The following is a 21,241-nucleotide window of genomic DNA, read 5'->3' as shown; positions in this document are numbered from 1 at the left end:
AGCGTCTAATTGTACTGTTATAGCTTGGCATATTGCTGTTGGTGGTGTAATATCTTCTACTGTTACTGTGGCAATACAAGTATTTTGATTTCCCTCTTCATCTGTTACAGTTAATGTAACCGTGTTATCACCAACATTAGAACATTCTAAAATACTAGGCGAAACGCTCATTGTTATATCACCGCAATTATCAAAAGAGCCATTATCAATATCTGAAGGTGAAATAGTTACAAAACCTTCACCTGATAATTGAACAGTAACATCTTTACATAGTACTTCCGGTGCTACATTATCTTCAATGGTAACAGTAGTAGTACAAGTTGCAGAATTACCGTTATTATCAGTTACCGTTAATTCTACAGTATTGTCTCCAATGTTAGAGCAATCAAATGTTGTTTTATCTAATGATAGTGATTGAATACCACAAGCATCTGTAGATACATTATTTACACTTTCTGGGGTTATAGTAACATTGCCTGTAGCATCTAGTTGTGCTGTAAGAGGTTGGCAAATTGCAGTAGGAGGAACGTTGTCTTCAACCGTTACTATAGTTGTACATGTTGAAGAGTTTCCATTAATATCAGTTACTGTTAATTCAACCGTATTGTCTCCAATATTAGAACAATCAAAGGTAGTTATGTCTAATGCAAATGTATCTAGCCCACATGAGTCTGTTGATCCATTTTCTATTTGGTCTGGAGTTATTGTTGCATTACCAGTAGCATCTAATTGTACTGTTATAGCTTGGCATATTGCTGTTGGTGGTGTAATATCTTCTACCGTTACTGTTGCAGTACATGTATTTTGATTTCCGTCTTCGTCTGTTACAGTTAATGTAACCGTGTTATCACCAACGTTAGAACATTCTAGAACACTAGGCGAAACGCTCATTGTTATATCAGCACAAGTATCAAAAGAGCCATTATCAATATCTGAAGGTAAAATAGTTACAAAACCTTCACCTGATAATTGAACAGTAACATCTTTACATAACACTTCTGGTGCTACATTATCTTCAATGGTTACGATAGTAGTGCAAGTTGCAGAATTTCCGTTATTATCAGTTACCGTTAATTCTACAGTGTTGTCTCCAATGTTAGAGCAATCAAATGTTGTTTTATCTAATGATAGTGATTGAATACCACAAGCATCTGTAGATACATTATTTACACTTTCTGGGGTTATAGTAACATTGCCTGTAGCATCTAGTTGTGCTGTAAGAGGTTGGCAAATTGCAGTAGGAGGAATGTTGTCTTCAACCGTTACTGTAGTAGTACATGTTGCAGAGTTTCCATTTATATCAGTTACTGTTAATTCAACTGTATTGTCTCCAATATTAGAACAATCGAATGTTGTAATATCTAAGGTGAGTGTGTCAACTCCACATGAATCTATAGAACCATTATCTATTTGATTTGGTGTAATTGAAGCATTACCCGTATTATCTAATTGCACTGTTATTGCTTGACAAAGTGCTGTAGGAGGTACATTATCTTCAACTGTTACAGTAGTAGTACATATTGAAGAATTTCCATTATTATCTGTAACTGTCAATTCAACAGTATTGTCACCTACGCTGGTACAATCGAATGTGGTAATATCAAGCGCAAGTGAAGCAATTCCACAAGCGTCTGTAGAACCATTATCAATTTGATCAGCAGTTATACTAGCATTACCAGTGGCATCAAGTTGAACAGTTATAGCTTGACAAAGCGCTGTAGGAGCTACATTATCTTCAACAGTTACATTTGCTGTACATGAATCTGAATTGCCATTTAAATCTGTAACCGTTAAAGTAACGGCGTTGTTTCCAATGTTATCACAGTTAAAAGTAGTAACATCTAAAGTTATTGTGTCTATTCCACAAGCATCACTACTACCGTTATCAATATTTGCTGTGGTAATTGTTACATTTCCGGTAGTATCTAATTGTGCAGTAAAGTCTTGACATATCACTGTAGGCTTAACAGTATCTAAAACTGTTACTACTGCTGTACAAGATTCTTCGTTTCCTACATTATCAATAACTGTTAGGGTTACATTATTATCTCCCAAATTAGAACAGTCGAATATTGATTGTGATAATGATGTAGAGCCAAGGCCACTACAATCGCTAGACCCATCATCTATATCTCCAGGTACAATTGTAGCCACGCCCGTATTATCCAACTCAACTGTTATATTCTTACAAGCAACAGCAGGCCCCTGATTATCGACAATATTAACTGTGGTTGTACACGTATCAATGTTTCCTGATGTATCAGTAACCGTTAATGTTACGGTATTAGCTCCAAGATTGGAACAATCAAATTCTGTTTGATCAATAGTGATGGTGTCAATAGAGCAATTATCAGTTGATCCATTATTGATATCAGCTACAGAAATTGAAGCATTACCAGCACTATCAATAGCAACATCAATATCACTAAAACATATGGCTTCCGGAGCCACATTATCTTCAACGGTAACTAAAGCTGTACACGTACTTTCTAAATTGTTACCATCTGTAACCGTTAATATTACAGAGTTCTCACCTAAATTAGTACAGTCAAAAGTACTTTGAGAAGCAGAAAGTGTAATTGTTGTACAATTATCGCTAGATCCACCGTCTATATCTTCAGGAACAATACTAGCACTACCTGAAGCATCTAGTTGTATAGTAATGTTTGTACATATAGCTGTTGGAGGAACGTTATCTTCAACAATAACTTCAGCAGTACAAGTGGAAACGTTGTCATTATTATCAGTTACTGTAAGCGTTACGGTATTGCTACCTAGATCTGCACAAGTAAAAGATTCCTTATCAACTTCTAAAGTTTTAATTCCACAAATATCATTAGAACCAGCATCAATATCACTTGGATCTAGAGTAGCTCCGCCAGCAGCATTTAAATAAATTGTTGCATTTTGGCAAAGTGCTACAGGATCTATATCATCAGTTACCGTAACGGTTGATGTGCAAGTAGACGTTTGTCCGCCTTCATCTGTAACGGTAAGGGTTACTGTATTGGCACCAACATTAGAGCATGTAAATGTAGATGGTGAAACAGACAACGTGACACCCCCACTACATGCAGAAGACCCGTTATTTATTTGATCTGCTGTTATTGTAGCATTTCCACTAGCGTCGAGTGTAACTGCAAAATCTTGACAAATTGCTGTTGGAGGTGGAGATGGCATTCTAGTAATTTCTTGAGTTACATTGGTAACATTACCACATTCGTCAGAAATACTATATGTTCTTGTAATAATTTCAGGAGATGCGTTATTAGAAACATCGTCTACAAAAGCAACAGTAGGTACATCACCAGAGTTATCTCGTAAATTTGTTACCGAAGTTATATCTGCCAAAGGTAATTCTTCACCACATGCAACTGTAACAGCAGCAGGAGCATCTCCAGTAGGAGGTGAGTTTACATAATCTCTGTATGTAATAGGAATAACTATTGGTGCAGCTATGGTTGCTCCAATACAATTACCAGACATTTCATATCCTTGAATTAAAGTCAAGTCGAATGGTGCTCCCGAGGTTTGTCCAACACCACTAATTTTCCCGTTAACGGAAACAAATTTATCAGTACGATCTTCATAAAATTCGCAATCTGTTGTTACGGTTAAAGAAAAGCTTATACTAGCTAATATGATATCTGGATCTGGTGGTACAGGTAATGTACCAATATTCCAAACAATAGCTCCATTAGTACCAATGGTACTAACATATGTGGGAGTAGAAGTTACAGGAACATAAGCTGTATTTGTTTTATAATTGATATCTAAATTATCTGGATCAACAGAATCTGGAAGCGGAATCGTTAATGTAGTATTATCTGTTGCTTCCGACCCTCTATTTTTAATATCAATTGCATAAACAGCTTGATCCGTTGGATTTAAACTACTCGTTGGTGATCCACTAACAGTTGTAGCTGTTAAAACACCTTCAGGTTCTGGAATATATGCATCTACAGCAAAAGTTGCATTAAAAATAATATAAGTATCCTGAGTAGAGTTATATTTAAATCTTGTATAATCTTGTCCGTTTCGAATTAAAGATTTGTCAGAATTCTCAATATTGAACATCGCAATATCTACACCTGTATTATTGGCTAAATCTGGAGTTCGTTTTCCGGGAACGCCACCATGTGTATAAATAGAAGAATTAAAAAAGTTACTGTCAACATTTCCTGGGTGCACTAAATCTCGATAACTATTATCATCTAAAGTAGAAAGATTATCTTTATCATCACCTGCATTCGGGATAATAATAGACAGTCGGTCTCCACCAACTCCAACATCACCCTCACCGGCCATAACACCAAACTTAATATTAACATCGCCGTTTTCAACAGCTTTAAATCCATTTATATCGATAAATTGGTTTCCTCCACCAGAACTTACATAAGCAAATCCATCAAAAACAGTAATATCACGCCATTTCATTTTATAGTTATCATAAACAACAACTAAACCCCAACCACCATAATAACCAGTTGGGTAACCATTACCTTCAATAGTTGCAATATCTCCAACAGTATAGGTACCTGCACCACCATTGTCAATAACAATTTGAGTAACATCGGCATAAGCCGCATACATATTGTTAGATGCATTATCAGGAAATTGAATTCCTGTAGCCGTAATTTCTTGATAACCAAAACCAGGGCCTTTAAACAAAACTTTAGTTTTATCAAACACCTTAGTTGTACCATCTTTTGTTACAGAAAATGTATTTGAGTTTCCGTCACCATCATCATTTGCATCTGCACCATCAAGACTAGATCTACCCGTCCAATAAAGACCAGCATATATAATATTTGAACATTCTGGAAGAGCACCATTTTCAGTTGAAAATTCCAATTGAGAAGATGAAGAGTTAAATGTTCTAGTATCACCATCGATATCCACATAAATCATGTCTTCACCATTACTAGAGGTATCATCATAATCTGCTAGGGTAAGGTTGGTGTTTCCAATCATAGAAAAATCACCTTGTATATTAAAAGAACTTTGTCTTGGAGTAAAGTCAACAATTACCTGGCTATAACCTTTAAAAACTGATAAGAGAAGCAATACAGCAAAACACATCAAATGAAGTGATGTGTTAAATACTGAAAATTGTTTTGAGTAGATTTTTTTCATTTCTTAATTTTATTAAAATCGAAATATTATGTTATGAAGGTCTAGCAGATGTGTAAAACACACGTACATTACTGTTCGAGATGTTTTTTACAAAACCTTTTATTTGTTCGTTATTACAATCAAAAAGGCATCTTATATAAAGATACTTTAATTTCGCTAATCCAGAGGTGGTAGATAAATTTATGGGTGTATTTAAGTCACTAAAACGTTTTAAGGTTATTGTAATTAATTCCACATTATTATAGTTTGATTCATCTTGCTTTACTAAATCTAGAGAAGCAACGTCATCTAAAGATAGTTTTACAACATCACCGTCGCCGTATTTATTTTTTAACCTATTTTTAGCTAAATATGCTGTTGGATGCAATTTTTGAGAAAGATTATAAAATTCGGTTCTCGTATTTGTAGTTTTAGATTTACTAGATGTTGCCCTAGAAAATTGGCTAGATGCATTTAACTCGTAAATCCCATTTTCTTGAGCATTACTTTCGTGATTAGATAAAAGCACTATAGCGCAAAACAGCGTTATACTTTTAAGTAGGTGAGATAAGTTGTTTTTCATAATCATTCAGTCAATTTTTAATATATAATAACACATTAGGGCACATCTCCCTTCAAACTAGTCTCAGGTATGCACTATTTGTGTCTTTCAAATAATATGTTCAAAGTCTTCTTAGGGAAGAACCAAAATGCCAAAGCACTGCAAAACAATGCTGATATTAGGTTTAAAATTAGATTTGGGGTCATAATTTTTGCTATTTTATAGGTTCATCAAAAGAAAGCATTGAAAGCATGTTAATCAAATATAAATGGTAAATCACTCATAAACTCGTTGTAAGGTTAAGTGCGTTTCACTTAATCGGTTATTAGTACATTTTGAACGATAGGTCTTACTTCTTTTAAATATAATTTAGTAAAACTCTGAGCAACTCATTTTTTTTAATAAATTTATGTACAAATAAATCGAATTTCAGCAAGTAAAACAACTATTTGTCGATGTAATTTGATTTTTATCGATAAAAATGAAAAAATTAATACTAATACGTCACGCTAAATCTTCATGGAAACATGATGTAATCGATCATGAACGCCCCTTAAATAAACGCGGGTTGGAGGACGCAAACCTTGTGTCTAATCATTTTCAAGATTATCTTTTATTGCCTGATTTAGTGATTTCTAGTGATGCCATACGAGCAAAAACAACAGCAGAAATATTTATTTCTAATCTTGAAATTCCTTCGGAAAAAATTCAGTACAACCATGAGGTGTATGACTTTTCTGGCGAATTATTAACTCGGGTTATAAAATCCTGTTCAAAAGCTGTGAATACCTTAATGGTTTTTGGTCATAATCATGCTATTACAGCCTTTGTAAATCAGTTTGGAGATAAATTTATTGATAATGTTGCTACTTGTGGCGTTGTTATTATAAATTTTAATGTTAATGATTGGGAGGCGATAAAAAACGGAGATACCATAACTATAATTTATCCAAAAGACTTAAAATAAGTTAGTTAAGGTTTTTTATGTTTTTGTTTTTTATAAATCTTCGATAATTGGTGTTTAATTATGGTCGAAATAGTAAAATATTTCTTTAAATTTAAATATTTGATAACTCAAAATTACTGTCTTTTTACATGTAAATAGAATATATTTGTTTTTTACATGTTTTCAATTAAAATTACAATGATAAAAACTGAACCTGTCCATAATAACAGCTATATAAATAGAGAAATAAGCTGGTTACAATTTAATGCAAGAGTATTGCAAGAGGCTTCTTGCAGTAATGTACCTCTCATAGAACGTTTACGTTTTTTAGGGATTTTTTCTAATAATTTAGATGAATTTTTTAAAGTTCGTTACGCCACAGTAAAACGTATTGTAGAAGCCGGTAAAGGTGGTAAAAATGAGTTAGGTGGTATAAAAGCTAAAGAGTTGCTGGATATAATTACTCAAATTGTAATAAAGCAACAAAGTGAAAGTTTAGATATTTTAAACACCATTAAGTCTAAATTAGAAAAAGAGGATATTTATATTATAAATGAAACTCAAATTGATCCTTCTCAGCATGATTTTATAAGTAATTATTTTATTAAAACGGTAAGTCCGGCTTTAGTTACCATAATTCTTAACGATTTGGTAGTACTACCAAATTTAAAGGATAGTGCGGCATATTTGGCGGTTCGTATGCTTATGGCTGGGGATAAAAAGCAATTCGCTTTAATAGAAATACCAAAATCTATAGACCGTTTTGTAGAGTTGCCAAAACAGGGTAATAAGAGTTATATTATATTAATAGATGATTTATTACGATATTGCTTAAGAGATATTTTTAATATTTTCGATTACAAAACCATTTCTGCGCATATGATCAAAATTACTAGAGATGGTGAATTGGATTTTGATAGCGATTTAAGTAAAAGTTTTATCGATAAAATATCAGATAGTGTAAAGCACCGCCAAGTTGGCGAACCTGTGCGTTTTGTGTATGATAAAACCATACATAAAGAAACGTTACAGTATTTAATGTCTAAAATGGGAATTGATGATACTGATAGTATTATTCCTGGTGGTCGATACCATAATCGTAGAGATTATATGGGCTTCCCGAGTTTAGGTAGGCAAGATTTACTTTATGATAAAATAGAACCTTTACTAATAAAAGGGCTTAGTTTTCAAGAAAGTATCTTTCAGGCTATTACCAAGAAGGATTATTTGCTTTACGCACCTTATCAAACTTTTTCATACGTTGTCAAGTTTTTACGCGAAGCCGCTTTAGATCCAAAGGTGAAGACCATAAAAATTACTATTTATCGTTTAGCGCAAATTTCGCATATAGCCAGTGCTCTTATTAATGCGGCTATTAATGGTAAAGCTGTTACTGTATCTATTGAGCTACGTGCTAGGTTCGATGAGCAAGCTAATATAGATTATGCTGAGCAAATGCAGAGTGAAGGCATCAACCTAATATTTGGTGTTGCTGGTCTAAAAGTGCATAGTAAAATGTGTGTTGTAGAACGTGAAGAAGGTAAAAAACTTAAGCGCTATGGATTTATAAGTACAGGTAATTTTAATGAATCAACAGCTAAAATTTATACAGATTACACGTTGTTTACAGCGGATCAGCGTATTTTAAAAGACGTCAATAAAATATTTAGTTTCTTCCAAGCTAATTACAAAATTTATAGTTATAAGCATTTAATTGTATCTCCTCACTATACACAAAAATCTATATTCAAATTAATTGATAGAGAGATTGAGCATGTGCAGAATGGCAAACAAGGCTTAATACGATTAAAAATGAATAGTGTGTCAAGTTACACCATGATTGATAAATTGTATGAAGCTAGCCGTGCAGGTGTAAAAATTCAAATGATTGTACGTGGTATTTGTTCTCTCATCCCCGGAATTAAAGGTATGAGTGAGAATATTGAAGTAATTAGTGTTGTCGATAAATTTTTAGAGCATTCTAGAGTATATATGTTTGGAAATGATGGCGACATGAAAATTTATATTTCGTCTGCCGATTGGATGAGTAGAAATATTGAAAATAGGGTAGAAGTAAGTTGCCCTATTTATGATGAAGATGTTAAAAAAGAAATAATAGAAACCTTTGATATTAGTTGGAACGATAACGTTAAAGCAAGAATATTGAACGATTCACAAGAAAACGAATATAAAGTAAGTGCTAAAGAACAAGTGAGATCTCAATTTGTTGTTTACGATTATTATCTTAAAAAATTAGAAAACTAATATGCTTTCAATAAAAAAATACGCGGCCATAGATATTGGTTCCAATGCAGTTAGGCTGTTAATTTCAAATATTATTGAGCAAAAGGGCAGACCAGTTCAATTTAAAAAAAACTCGTTGGTTCGTGTACCTATTCGTTTAGGAGCCGATGTGTTTATCAAAAATAAAATTTCAAAAGAAAATACTGCTCGTATTCTTGATACCATGCTAGCTTTTAAATTGCTTATGAAATCTCACAAAGTGGTTAAGTATAAAGCTTGTGCCACATCTGCTATGCGAGAATCGGATAATGGATCTAAGGTTGTGGAAGCCGTATTAAAACATGCAGGAATACAGATTGATGTTATCGATGGAGAAGAGGAAGCAGCTATAATTGCCGCAACAGATTTAAATAAATTTATAGATCCAAATAAAATATACCTCTATGTAGATGTGGGTGGTGGAAGTACTGAATTCACAGTAATAGACCATGGAAAACAAGTGATTTCACGATCTTTTAAAATAGGTACTGTTCGATTGTTAAACGATATGGTGAAAAAAGAAACCTGGCAAGAATTACAAACTTGGATTGATGTTAATACTAAAATTTACGACAAAATTGAAGTTATTGGTTCTGGTGGAAATATTAATAAAATATTTAAAATTTCTGGTAAGGCTATGGGAAAACCTTTGACTTATTTTTACATGACGTCTTATTATAATACCCTTCAAAGTTATTCTTACGAAGAGCGTATCACTGAATTGGATTTAAATCAAGATAGAGCCGATGTAATTATTCCTGCTATGCGAATTTATATGTCTGCCATGAAGTGGAGTGGAGCAAAAAACATCTACGTTCCTAAAATAGGATTGGCAGATGGTATCATAAAAAGTATTTACTATGATACAGTATCGAGTATTACACAGTAAAATATTGCACTTTACCTACATTAATTGTACGCTTTTAATTTTATAATATATATTCGCAGACACATTATTGTTTTAATTACAAACCCAAACCTATTCATTATGAAAAAAATATTACTCTTTACCCTATTATTAAGCCTATCTTTTTACGGTTTTTCACAAGATGTAAAATACGGTGTTCGTGGTGGTTATAATATTTCTAATTTAGATTTCGACGATCCTTATACTATTGAAAATAAGCACAGAAATAGTGTTTATTTTGGAGCTTTTGCAACAATTAGCCTAAATAAAACACTTTCATTAATGCCGGAATTTCAATTTTCTGCAGAAGGAGCAAAAGATGAAAGAATTAATCTAGATTATTTACAAGTGCCTATTTTACTTCGTTATAGAATAAGTGAAAAATTCCATGCGGGTGTTGGTCCACAAGTAGGGTTAAAAGTGCATAAATTCGAGGATGGCATTCGTAATTTTGCATATTCTGGATTAGCTTCTGTAGAGTATAAAATTAACTTAATGCTTTTTGCAGATATTAGATATACTTACGGTTTTTCTAATATTTTTGATGAAAATTTAGGTATTGCAGCCAGAAATAGAAATATCCAAATTGGAGTTGGTTATAAATTTTAAGTAAAAGGAATTATGCGGCTTAATTTAGTCTAATTATTTTGGTTTTACCCATGTATAGTTTCAGACTTACTTAAGTTCAACATAATTTTAGCTTCATATTCAAGAAGTTGCTGCCATTTGGTGTCAACTTCTTTTTTTTCGCCATATTGTCTTGCAAAACCTAAAAACATGGTATAATGGTTAGCTTCACTTACCATTAAATTTCTGTAGAATTCAGCAAGTTCTTTATCTTCTAGTTCTATCGAAAGTAATCTAAAACGCTCACAACTTCTAGCTTCAATTAAAGCAGCATACAACAATCTATGCACCAATTGGGTTGTTCGACTTCCACCCTTAGGGAAAAATTTTAAAAGCTCAATAACGTAGTCATCACGACGATCGCGTCCTAAAACCCAACCACGCTCCAAAATTTTATCATGTACCATTTTAAAATGGCTAATTTCTTCTTTTACCAAAGCTACCATTTCTTGCACCAACTCGGTGTATTCAGGAAAACTAACAATTAATGAAATAGCCGTACTCGTCGCTTTTTGTTCACAAAAGGCATGATCGATTAATATTTCTTTAATATTTTTTTCTACAATATTTACCCAGCGTGGGTCGGTTGGTAATTTTAAGCCTAACATATTAAATGGTATTTGAGAGCAAATTTATTTCTTTAATTTTAATTGATCCTAAGGAATTAATTAAAATACTGAAGTCTTTATAAGTTTCGGTTTCTAGAACGCGAAAAGAGGTGTTTAACTGCACATACTGCTCTGTAGAATTTTGATAATCTATCCAAACGTGTTGCATAATGGCATGCTTCCAAAATTCCGCATTAGCGTAGCTTTCAAACAAACTTTTATTTATTAAACCTTCGGTTACTAATTTGCCATGTATTAAAAGCCTCAACTCTGCTTCAAAATCTTTGTAATGCGTTTCTTTAATGCTAAGATCTTCTGCTGTGGTAGTATGAGATATAAAGTTATTTTCAAGCGAATGGTATTTTAATTTCACTTCAAAGCCAGTGCTTAAAATAGTATCAGTTATGATTTCAACAGGTTCATTAGGTGTAAACTTTACTTTTTTAGAAAAAGACTCTAATAAATCCGCGCTTTGTAAAACATCACGATTATTACTATGTTTACGGCCCTGTCCATCGAAGTGCGCAAAAACAATGGAAATAATAAGTATTAAAAATATAAGTTTCTTCATGTTTTTTATTGAATTATTACAACTAAAGACATTCAAAGATACCAAAATTCATGCTAATGCTGTAAAAGATAAAAGACGGATTCTTTGAAATTGTAATAAAAAGAATAGGTTTTAAATTCTGGTATTTTTATTCATTGATAAGTGTTACCTTTAAATCCGGATATTCAAATACCCTCAATTAGTTTGAACAAGAAAAATAATTTAAATTTCTATAAAAATATTCCTAAAAGCAGTTTGCCTTTAGCTAATCTTTTAAAGGATGAAACCCTATTTTTTAATGTTCCAAAAAATTGGGCCATAGTTGTTACCGATATCGAGAACTCCACAGATGCTGTGGCTCGTGGCTTTCATAATGATGTGAATTTAAGTGCTACAGGAAGTATAATTACTGTTTTAAATACTTTAAAAACTGTAAATAATAAAATTAAGATTCCGTATTTTTTTGGTGGTGATGGGTCTACGTTTATAGTTCCTAACAGTGTATTGCAACCTATTCTGTTAGCTTTAAATAATTATAGTCAACATATTAAAAAATCAACCCAGTTAAATTTAAGGGTTGGGTATTTGGAAGTGCATCACGTTTATGAGAATAATATTGCATTAAGAATTACTAAATTGAGACATAATAGGTATTTAACCACCCCTGTTGTACTAGGAAATGGGCTTAAATATGCCGAGCGAATTATTAAAGAAAGTTTTAAATCTACAGATATTTCAGATCAGGAAGCAACCAAGCTTAATTTAAATGGTATGGAGTGCCGTTGGGATGAAATATACCCAAATAAAACAGATAAAAAAGTAATTTGTCTTCTTGTTGATTGTGATGATGAAAATATACAAGCCGAAGTTTATAGTGATATTATGAAGGAAGTAGATGTGATTTTTGGATCTTTAATTAATAGAAATCCAATTACAAGTGATATGCTAAAGCTAGATCCTTCTCTACAAAAAATTAGAAAAGAGATGAATGCTAAAATCGGTAAGTTCCGGATTGGTTACTTGCTTAGTAATTGGTTTATAACCTTAATTGGTATCGTTTATTTTAAATTTTTTAAAGCAGGTAAACTTCAGAAAAAACGTATCGCTCAATTAACCGATACCATAATGCTAGATGGCTTTTTAAATACCGTAATTTCTGGGACTGAAGACCAGGTAGAGACTTTAAAAACGTTCTTGAACAATTTAGAAGCTCAGTATAAAATTATTTATGGAATACATATTACACACGCATCTATAATGTCTTGTTATATAGAAGACCGCCAAGAAAAGCACATACATTTTGTCGATGGTACAGAAGGTGGTTATACTAGTGCAGCTATCATGTTTAAAGAAAAAATGAAGAAGCTACAGTTAAGGCGATAATACCTGATATAGATTATCTTAAAATGCCAATATTTCATTATTTAAAATGAACTTCTGTCAAATATTCTGAAAAAATGACAGAAATATCTACTTCAAACAAAAAAGAATGCGTTTGGTATTTTTTTTGTTTAATATACTTCGAAATCGAAAAGGTTTCAAGTTTGAAAAACATGTTTAATTTAAAATTTTGTAATTATGAGCAATTTAGTAAATGTTCCTAAAAACGGAAGTTTAGCAAACACAAATTCAAATGCAAGCTTCCCAAGTACTTCTAATTGGTTAGATGATATTTTTAACAGAGATTTACCTTCTGTATTTACCTCTAATTTTAATACAGGTGTCTCTTTACCAAAAGTTAATATTAAGGAAACTGCCGATGCTTATGTTGTTGAAATGGCTGTTCCCGGATTAAAAAAATCGGATTTCAAATTAGATTTAGATCATAACGTGTTATCTATTTCCACAGAGAAAAAAGAAACGCACGAAGAGCAGCAAGAAAACTATACGCGTAAGGAGTTTGGTTACTCGGCTTTTAAAAGAACATTCACTTTACCAGAAACGGTAAACGATGATAATATTTCGGCCAATTACCAAGATGGTATTTTAAATATTCTTTTACCTAAAAAAGAAGAGGCTAAACAAAAACCAGCGAGACAAATTAGAATTTCTTAACAGTAGAACTAAACTTTAAGCAAACGGATTATTAGATTATTAGTGAGGCTGAATTTTTTCAGCCTTACTTTGTTAAAGCTTTATTGTTTAGTGAACTATGTCGTTTTTAGATATAAATAAATGTTTAACTCAAAATTTAAATCATGAAAAAGTGTGTTTTATTATTAGCAGTTGCATTGTTAAGTGTTAATTGCAACGGACAAAAAAATGAAGATAAAAAAGTAGAAATTACCGAAATAGAGAAACCAAAAGGATCTTGGAAAGTGGATAAAGAATTTGATGAGAATGGAAATTTAATTAAATACGATAGCATTTACTCTTGGTCTTCTAGCAATAATATGGAAGGATTATCGCCTATAGATCGCGATAGTTTAATGCAAAGTTTTAAGTCTAAATTTTTCACGAATTATTAACGATTTGAACATCAAGGCTTTGAAAATATATTTTCTAAAGATTCCCTTTTTAGTAAACATTTCTTTAATGATGATTTCTTCGGAAGCGATTTCGGTACAGACTTTATGGATATAGATCAAATAACTCAAGATTTGTTTTTAAAACAGAAACAGTTTTTAGAAAAGTATCAGTCTGAGTTCGTTTCACCTGAAGAAGATGAAGAATAGTGATAGTATAAATGTGATAATTATAAATCTAAATCGAAAGTACGACGTAAAAGCTCTAAACTCGGGTTAGCTTCAACAAGCTTTTCGTATTTATCTTGAGGAGTAAAAACGTATTTTTTATTCATTACCTCGTTTACGGTAATAACTAAGCTAAGATCAAAATTGCTTAGTTTAGTTCTAATGTAAGTCATGAGGTCGTATTGGCCTTGCATGACTTCTTTTTTATTAGTTTCCGTGGGAAAGGTTAAATGAATATCGGTGCCTTTTAGTTTAGGCTTATCCATATTTAAGATAGATGCTAAATTGTGTTTACCATCCTTTTTAAGTTTATCCAGAAAAAAGTTCCAAGCTTCCATAAAAGCTTCTTCTGTAAAGTCTTCAGTAGGTAGGTTTTCCTCATCAACAACAACTTCTAGTTGTTTTATTTGGTGTTCTTTTTTAGCACGAATACTACTTAAAGATAATCCGGATCGGCGCTTACTACCAGATGCTAAATCTAATTTTATGCGCGTGTTGATAGCCGGTTTTTCTTCTACTTTTTTGGCTGCCTGAGCTTTAGCGGTTGTTTCGGTTTTTACTTCTGTGGCAGGTTGGGTACTTGGCTTCGCTGCAGGAACAGTAACCGGAATAGGAGTAATACCCTTCTTTTTAAAGTAAGACGCTGGAATTATGTAATGTTTGCTATTTTTTTTTTCTCCATCGAAAGTGATAGAGGCAAGCTGCATGAGACAAAGTTCAACGAGGAGTCGTTGGTTTTTACTGGTTTTGTACTTGAGATCGCAGTCGTTTGCAAGATTTATACCTTGCATTAAAAATTCTTGAGAAGCTTTTTTAGATTGCTCTAAGTATTTTATTTGTGTTTGTTCACCAACTTCAAGCAGCTCTATAGTTGCGGGAACTTTACTAACTAGTAAATCTCTAAAATGTGATGCCAAACCAGCAATAAAATGATGACCATCAAAACCTTTAGATAAGGTATTATTGAATTGTATAAGTAAATCTGGTATTTTATTTTCGAGTATTAAATCGGTACTTTCAAAATAGGTTTCGTAATCGAGTACGTTTAAGTTTTCGGTTACAGCTTGTCTGGTTAAATTTTTACCAGAGAAACTTACCACACGATCAAATATAGAAAGCGCATCACGCATAGCACCATCGGCTTTTTGCGCAATAATATGTAATGCATCATCCTCGGCTGTTATGCCTTGTTCTTCTGCAATGTATTTTAAATAGTTTTTTGCATCTTTTACCGTAATACGTTTAAAATCGAATATTTGACAACGCGACAATATGGTTGGTATTATTTTGTGCTTTTCGGTAGTTGCTAGAATGAAAATACAGTGTTTTGGCGGTTCTTCTAATGTTTTTAAAAAGGCATTAAAAGCGGCCTGAGATAACATGTGTACCTCATCAATAATATAAACTTTATATTTACCAACTTGCGGTGGTATACGAACTTGATCGGTTAAGCTTCTAATATCATCTACCGAGTTATTAGATGCCGCATCGAGTTCAAATATGTTAAAAGCAAAATCTTCTTCGCCAGTTTCTTTACCATCACTGTTTATCATTTTAGCTAAAATACGTGCGCAAGTTGTTTTACCAACACCACGCGGACCCGTAAATAGAAGAGCTTGTGCCAAATGATTATTTTCTATAGCGTTTAACAAAGTATTTGTAATGGCTTGTTGCCCAACTACATCTTTAAATGTTTGAGGTCTGTACTTTCGAGCCGATACTATAAAATGTTCCAAATTTGCGTCGCTATTGAATGAATAACAAAGTTAAAAATTCAAACCGGATTATTTAATTGTATTCACGAAATTTAAAAGGAGTTATTAACAACGGCTTGTTCCTAGAAATAACATAAGAATAACAATATTAAAAAACAAAATAAATATTGGGCTTGGTTTAGAAGCATAGTTTTTAAGCCTGATTTTAAATTTTTATACTCAATTGGTTCTTCTCAACCTTAGTTAACAAACTTTATCGTTAACCATAACCAATACTTTGTAAAACGACCCGCGTTAGGGATTGCAGCATTGTTGGAGCTCTTATTGTGTTGTTGCACCTATTGCAACACAAAAAAGCGACTGCGGAAAGCCCGACCCTTGGGGAACGCCCAAATTTTATTTTGTATTTTAAGTTTATTATGTTGCATTTTAATATTTGTTTGTTGTAATTTTGGTGGCTAGTAGATCGCCTTATCGCTGTTTTAATTTATTTTAAAATGGAGGAAAGTCCGGACACCGTAGTTCAACATAGTGGCTAACGGCCACCAGCCGAGAGGTTAGGACCAGTGCAACAGAAAGAATGTACAGATTATGCTGTAGTGAAACCAGGTAAACTCTATGTGGTGCAATGTTATGTAAACCAGTGCTTGAGGGTTGAACGCCCGATGCTGGAGGGTAAGCAGCTAAAGTGTTTTGGTAACAAAACACTCAGATAAATGATAAGGGCTTTTTAGGCTTATTTTAGGTTTTACTTAAAGTGACTTAAACGGTACAGAATTCGGCTTATAGATTTACTTACCTATAAAAAAACCTTCTTGGCTTGCGCCTTGAAGGTTTTTTCTGGTTTAAATTGATTTAGTTTAGTTGTTTTTTATGCGTTTTCGAAAAAGCTAAACATATTACCACCATAACTTTTTGAGTAGCTGTAGTTGTTTAGTTTAGATAAATCGGTATGTTTTGAGTGTTCTATAATTAATACGCCGTCGGGCAATAACATATTGTTTTTAAATACTAATTCGGGAATTTTACCGAATTTTTCTTCATCAAAATTGTATGGTGGATCGGCAAATATAATATTACTTTGCAATGTCGATTTTTCTAAAAACTTAAAGACATCACTTTTAATGGTATTTATAGGCATATCAAATTGCTCTGCCGTTTTATTTATAAACTTAATACATCCAAAATCTTGATCTACACATGTAATTTGTTCCGTTCCGCGAGAAGCAAATTCGTAGCTTATATTTCCAGTACCTGCGAATAAATCGAGGACGGAAACATCATCAAAATAAAAGGTATTGTTTAAAATATTGAATAGCGATTCTTTGGCCATATCTGTGGTTGGACGAACAGGTAGGTTTTTTGGTGCTAATATTTTTCTACTTTTATATAATCCTGATATTATGCGCATTAAAAGCTATTTATTAAAGTGAAATTAAAATGGTTTGTTTTTTGGGCTTCTGTAAATACATGTTTTTTGTTGTTCTCACCAAAAGTAACATTGCGTATATATTTGTACGCGATGTTGTATAACGGATCGTCTTTAATTACATTACCAATTAAAATAAGGTTTAAAGTTTCTGGATTGTAGTTAAGTTGCTCGGCTGTAAAGAGTATGTAATATATAAAATCTTCTTTTGTGATGTATTCAAAACTATTGTAAAATTGAAGTTTTCCTTCGTTTATAATTACTATGTCAAAGCGATTGTGATTAACATGTACATAAAACTTAGGTTCTACAGCTGTTTTATTAGCCTCGAAAATCGTTTCGATTAAAACAGTAGAGGCGTGCTTGTATGTAAAATCTCCAAATAAATCGAAAATATAATTATTAACATTCACGTAAGGAATATAAACGTTTACACTTTGGTTACTATCGATAGTATCGAAGGTTACAAAATCTGATTTTAAAATTTTAGAATTAAACTTTAAATAATCGGCAATGGCGCCCTCGTTAAATATGGCTTTAGGAACTAACGTCGATAACTCGTTGTCGTGAATCACGTTTACGGCTTGGAACTTATTTTGTAACATGTGTTCTGTTTCAAAACAAGTTTTAAGTTCTTGTAAAACTTCTAGCGGGTTTAATTGCTTTTTAAAGCGGAGTTCTTTTAAAGTAGATATTGAATTATTATCTCGATGTAGGATACAAAAAGAAAGTCCACTCAAGCTTATTTGAATGGACAGTTCTAAATTTGTTAATTTGCTAATAATAGCAGTATTATTATTCGTTATCGCCATAAGTTTTTGGCCAGTTTCCGTTTGTTTTAACTTCGTTCATAGAGCCTACTTTTAAAGCATCTCCATTAACACCATCTACCGCAATTACTTGGTTTTCTTGTGCAACTAAATCTGGATTTTGATCGTGTAATAAAACTTCTTTCTTTACTAAAGCTTCAAAAACAGGGATGTTAATATCATTTTGATTAATAAAACCAGCTTTTAAATCGAACTTAGCACCTTCTTTTCCAACAGGTACATTCATCATGGTTTTGTAACGATTAGAGTTTTTAAATAATGAATCTTTTACAGGAACAGTTCCTAAAGTATCAATTATCATGATATCTTTAAAAGTATCAACACCATATCTTCTTGTTAATTCTTGATCAACAACACTAGAGTCACGACGCTGTGTAATAGTAAACTTTGCTGTATCGATAAATTTAATTAAGTTATCAAAGCTATCAGTAAATTTTCCAGTTACTTGTCTGTGTGCTAATTCTGAGTCTCTAATATCTTTTAAGCTTTCAATTACAACAACGTAACGTTCGTTTTTTAATTTATTAAATTGAATTGGTTCGTATATAGACAAATATGTCTGGTAACCAAAAAAGGCGATTAATACCCAAAGTAGGATATTTAAAACAGGCTTTAATTTATTTGGTACAAATTTATCAACCACCTTAACCAAGGCAATTGTTCCTAAAATTACCGCAACCACAATAAGAATAAATGTCAACATAATACGTTATTTAATTTAAAAAGTTTATTAATCGTTATTTAGCAAATCTACAATTTTTTTTTAATCGTAAAAACCAAAGCGAATAAAAATCATTCTATCTTTGAAGAATTTCTAAAATTATTTTCAATTAATGACAGCAACCGAATTCTATTCCCTTATAAAACAGCAGTTTCCGTTCAATCCAACGATTAAACAAAATATTGTGCTTCAGCAATTATCAGAGTTTATATTTAAAAGTGATAAAAATACACTGTATTTGCTTAAAGGCTACGCTGGTACTGGGAAAACAACGATTGTAGGAGCCATTGTAAACAATTTATGGAAGGCAAAAAAGAGCGCTGTTTTAATGGCGCCAACTGGCCGAGCAGCGAAAGTTATCGCTAATTATTCTGGAAAAGAGGCTTTCACCATTCATAAAAAAATATATTTTCCAAAAAAAGATTCTGGTGGAGGTGTAAAGTTTGTTTTGCAACTTAATAAGCATAAAAACACCATTTTTATAGTCGATGAAGCTTCAATGATTCCAGATACACCGAGTGAGTCTAAATTAATGGAAAATGGATCGCTCTTAGACGATTTAATGCAATATGTTTATGCAGGTCATAATTGTAAGTTGTTACTAATTGGTGATACGGCGCAGTTACCTCCTGTAAAATTGGATATTAGTCCTGCTTTGGATGAACATACATTAGCTTTAAATTATAATAAAGAAGTTACTAGAATGGAATTAGACGAAGTTGTAAGGCAAGGTCAAGATTCGGGTATATTAGTTAATGCAACTATTCTAAGAGACGTATTAGCTAGAGAGGTGTACGATTATTTTAAGTTCGATTTAAACGGCTTTAAGGATATTGTAAGGTTAGTTGATGGTTACGAAATTATGGACGCTATAAACGACGCTTACAGCGAATTAGGAAATGAAGAAACAGCTATTATTGTGCGTAGTAATAAGCGGGCCAATATGTACAATCAGCAAATAAGAAGTCGTATTCTATTTAATGAAAACGAATTGTCTTCTGGTGATTATTTAATGGTTGTAAAAAATAATTATTTTTGGCTGAAACCAACTACTGAAGCCGGTTTTATCGCGAATGGTGATATTATTGAAGTTTTAGAAATTTTTAGTATTCAGGAGTTATATGGGTTTCGTTTTGCTGAAGTAAAAGTGCGTATGGTAGATTATCCTAAAATGCAACCTTTTGAAACAGTATTGATGCTAGACACCATTGAAGCAGAAACACCATCATTGCCTTACGAAGAATCTAATAGACTTTACCAAGAAGTTATGAAAGATTTTGAAGATGAAACCTCTAAGTACAAAAAGTTTCTAAAAGTAAAAAGCAACAAGCATTTTAATGCTTTACAAGTTAAATTCTCTTATGCAATAACTTGTCATAAATCTCAGGGTGGACAATGGAATACCGTTTTTGTAGAGCAGCCATACTTACCAAATGGTATTGACAAAGATTATTTGCGTTGGCTTTACACTGCGGCAACTCGTGCGAAAGAAAAACTATATCTTATTGGGTTTAAAGATGAATTTTTTGAGGAAGATATCCCTTCTTAAAAAAACAGTATAATCCGTTTTACTTTGGAATGGAATTTGATTTAATGATGTTGATTATTTGTTTTGTAACTTTGAAAAGTGACATAATTAATAATTCGATCTTGTAGCAATTTATGACAGCAGAAACTATAATAAGTATTTTTTTAGGCATTGGGCTTTCCGCTTCGGTTGGATTTAGAGTTTTTATGCCCTTATTTACTTTAAGTTTGGCAGCTTATTTTGATGTATGGGAGCTTAACGAATCTTGGGAATGGATTGGTAGTACTGCCGCTATAATTACTTTAGGTGTAGCGACGTTAGTCGAAATTTGCGCTTATTTTATTCCTTATGTCGATAATTTATTAGATACCATTGCCGTGCCATTAGCCGCATTAGCTGGCACGGCTGTTATGCTTTCTACAGTTGCAGATTTGAGCCCTGTGGTAACTTGGGCATTGGCCATTATAGCTGGAGGAGGTACGGCTGCAGCTGTAGCAGGAACATCAGGTACTACGCGTTTAGCGTCTACAGCTACAACGGGCGGTTTAGCGAACCCTATTGTAGCAACTTTAGAAACGGGAACCTCTTTGGTAATGTCGGTTGTTTCTATATTTATGCCAATTCTTGCTATAATTTTAGTTGTTCTTATATTATTCATAATTTTTAAAGTTTATAAGAAGTTTAAACCAAGTAAGACCTAAAACATTCTATAATTTATCTTATTTTT

The 21,241-nt window shown here is 32.6% G+C and carries 17 protein-coding genes and 1 other RNA gene; 10 read left to right on the top strand and 8 right to left on the bottom strand.

Going from position 1 to position 21,241, the window contains the following annotated elements; translation table 11 throughout:
• Positions 1-5,136, bottom strand: a 5,136-nt coding sequence (locus tag ACJJV4_RS02090) for a hypothetical protein (RefSeq protein ID WP_405291617.1), incomplete at its 3' end; no start/stop codon positions are given.
• Between the two features lie 31 nt (positions 5,137-5,167).
• The gene (locus ACJJV4_RS02085) at positions 5,168-5,698 is read right to left on the bottom strand and encodes a hypothetical protein (RefSeq protein WP_405291615.1); all 531 of its coding nucleotides are present in this window, start codon (positions 5,696-5,698) and stop codon (positions 5,168-5,170) included.
• 460 nt (positions 5,699-6,158) lie between these two features.
• Here ACJJV4_RS02085 and ACJJV4_RS02080 point away from each other — a divergent pair, with 460 nt between their 5' ends.
• The 4 genes from ACJJV4_RS02080 to ACJJV4_RS02065 all read left to right on the top strand — a co-directional run bounded on the left by ACJJV4_RS02080 (position 6,159) and on the right by ACJJV4_RS02065 (position 10,422).
• Positions 6,159-6,644 carry a SixA phosphatase family protein gene (locus tag ACJJV4_RS02080; protein WP_405291613.1) on the top strand — a complete coding sequence of 162 codons (486 nt, stop codon included), beginning with the start codon at positions 6,159-6,161 and terminating at the stop codon, positions 6,642-6,644.
• Between the two features lie 177 nt (positions 6,645-6,821).
• Positions 6,822-8,888 carry a polyphosphate kinase 1 gene (gene ppk1, locus ACJJV4_RS02075; RefSeq protein ID WP_405291611.1) on the top strand — a complete coding sequence of 689 codons (2,067 nt, stop codon included), beginning with the start codon at positions 6,822-6,824 and terminating at the stop codon, positions 8,886-8,888.
• A gap of 1 nt (position 8,889) precedes the next feature.
• Positions 8,890-9,795: a Ppx/GppA phosphatase family protein gene (locus ACJJV4_RS02070; protein WP_405291609.1), complete on the top strand. Its 906-nt coding sequence runs from the start codon at positions 8,890-8,892 to the stop codon at positions 9,793-9,795.
• Positions 9,796-9,894: 99 nt separating this feature from the next.
• The gene (locus ACJJV4_RS02065; protein ID WP_405291607.1) at positions 9,895-10,422 is read left to right on the top strand and encodes a porin family protein; all 528 of its coding nucleotides are present in this window, start codon (positions 9,895-9,897) and stop codon (positions 10,420-10,422) included.
• A gap of 44 nt (positions 10,423-10,466) precedes the next feature.
• Here the strand turns inward: ACJJV4_RS02065 and ACJJV4_RS02060 are convergent, their stop codons facing one another.
• Positions 10,467-11,048, bottom strand: a complete 582-nt coding sequence (locus tag ACJJV4_RS02060) for a tRNA-(ms[2]io[6]A)-hydroxylase (protein ID WP_405291605.1) — start codon at positions 11,046-11,048, stop codon at positions 10,467-10,469.
• Between the two features lies 1 nt (position 11,049).
• Complete coding sequence (locus ACJJV4_RS02055; RefSeq protein ID WP_405291603.1) at positions 11,050-11,619, bottom strand: hypothetical protein; 570 nt, start codon at positions 11,617-11,619, stop codon at positions 11,050-11,052.
• Between the two features lie 183 nt (positions 11,620-11,802).
• Between ACJJV4_RS02055 and ACJJV4_RS02050 the strand changes: the two genes are divergently transcribed.
• The 3 genes from ACJJV4_RS02050 (at position 11,803) to ACJJV4_RS02040 (ending at position 14,066) form a co-directional block, all read left to right on the top strand.
• Positions 11,803-12,981, top strand: a complete 1,179-nt coding sequence (locus ACJJV4_RS02050) for a DUF3095 domain-containing protein (protein WP_405291601.1) — start codon at positions 11,803-11,805, stop codon at positions 12,979-12,981.
• Positions 12,982-13,176: 195 nt separating this feature from the next.
• Positions 13,177-13,653: an Hsp20/alpha crystallin family protein gene (locus ACJJV4_RS02045; RefSeq protein ID WP_405291599.1), complete on the top strand. Its 477-nt coding sequence runs from the start codon at positions 13,177-13,179 to the stop codon at positions 13,651-13,653.
• Positions 13,654-13,796: 143 nt separating this feature from the next.
• Entirely contained in the window at positions 13,797-14,066 is a 270-nt protein-coding gene (locus ACJJV4_RS02040; protein ID WP_405291597.1) for a hypothetical protein, read from the top strand.
• Between the two features lie 227 nt (positions 14,067-14,293).
• Here ACJJV4_RS02040 and ACJJV4_RS02035 read toward each other — a convergent pair whose 3' ends face one another.
• Entirely contained in the window at positions 14,294-16,027 is a 1,734-nt protein-coding gene (locus ACJJV4_RS02035; RefSeq protein ID WP_405291595.1) for a DNA polymerase III subunit gamma/tau, read from the bottom strand.
• A gap of 437 nt (positions 16,028-16,464) precedes the next feature.
• Between ACJJV4_RS02035 and rnpB the strand changes: the two genes are divergently transcribed.
• Positions 16,465-16,808: RNase P RNA component class A (rnpB, locus tag ACJJV4_RS02030), an RNA gene on the top strand.
• A 69-nt stretch (positions 16,809-16,877) separates the two neighbouring features.
• On the opposite strand, the gene rsmD is transcribed toward rnpB, so the two are convergent.
• From rsmD to ACJJV4_RS02015, 3 genes are read right to left on the bottom strand one after another with little or no spacing between them, the layout of a single operon-like run.
• Complete coding sequence (gene rsmD, locus ACJJV4_RS02025; protein ID WP_405291593.1) at positions 16,878-17,417, bottom strand: 16S rRNA (guanine(966)-N(2))-methyltransferase RsmD; 540 nt, start codon at positions 17,415-17,417, stop codon at positions 16,878-16,880.
• On the bottom strand, positions 17,417-18,247 hold the full coding sequence (locus ACJJV4_RS02020; RefSeq protein ID WP_405291591.1) for a DUF3822 family protein: 831 nt from the start codon (positions 18,245-18,247) through the stop codon (positions 17,417-17,419). The genes rsmD and ACJJV4_RS02020 overlap by 1 nt, the downstream gene beginning before the upstream one ends.
• Positions 18,231-18,968, bottom strand: coding sequence for a hypothetical protein (locus ACJJV4_RS02015; protein ID WP_405291589.1), 738 nt, complete (start codon positions 18,966-18,968; stop codon positions 18,231-18,233). Before ACJJV4_RS02015 ends, ACJJV4_RS02020 begins: the two co-directional genes overlap by 17 nt.
• A 130-nt stretch (positions 18,969-19,098) precedes the next feature.
• Here ACJJV4_RS02015 and ACJJV4_RS02010 point away from each other — a divergent pair, with 130 nt between their 5' ends.
• Positions 19,099-20,535 carry an ATP-dependent RecD-like DNA helicase gene (locus ACJJV4_RS02010; protein ID WP_405291587.1) on the top strand — a complete coding sequence of 479 codons (1,437 nt, stop codon included), beginning with the start codon at positions 19,099-19,101 and terminating at the stop codon, positions 20,533-20,535.
• Between the two features lie 113 nt (positions 20,536-20,648).
• Positions 20,649-21,215 carry a DUF4126 domain-containing protein gene (locus tag ACJJV4_RS02005; protein ID WP_405291585.1) on the top strand — a complete coding sequence of 189 codons (567 nt, stop codon included), beginning with the start codon at positions 20,649-20,651 and terminating at the stop codon, positions 21,213-21,215.
• Positions 21,216-21,241: the final 26 nt, after the last annotated feature.

Source organism: Algibacter sp. Ld11 (genome assembly GCF_045066735.1).
In the GTDB taxonomy this organism is placed as follows: Bacteria; Bacteroidota; Bacteroidia; order Flavobacteriales; family Flavobacteriaceae; genus Algibacter.
Note: the sequence above shows the minus strand (reverse complement) of the source record. Positions and strands in the feature narration are given on the sequence as shown.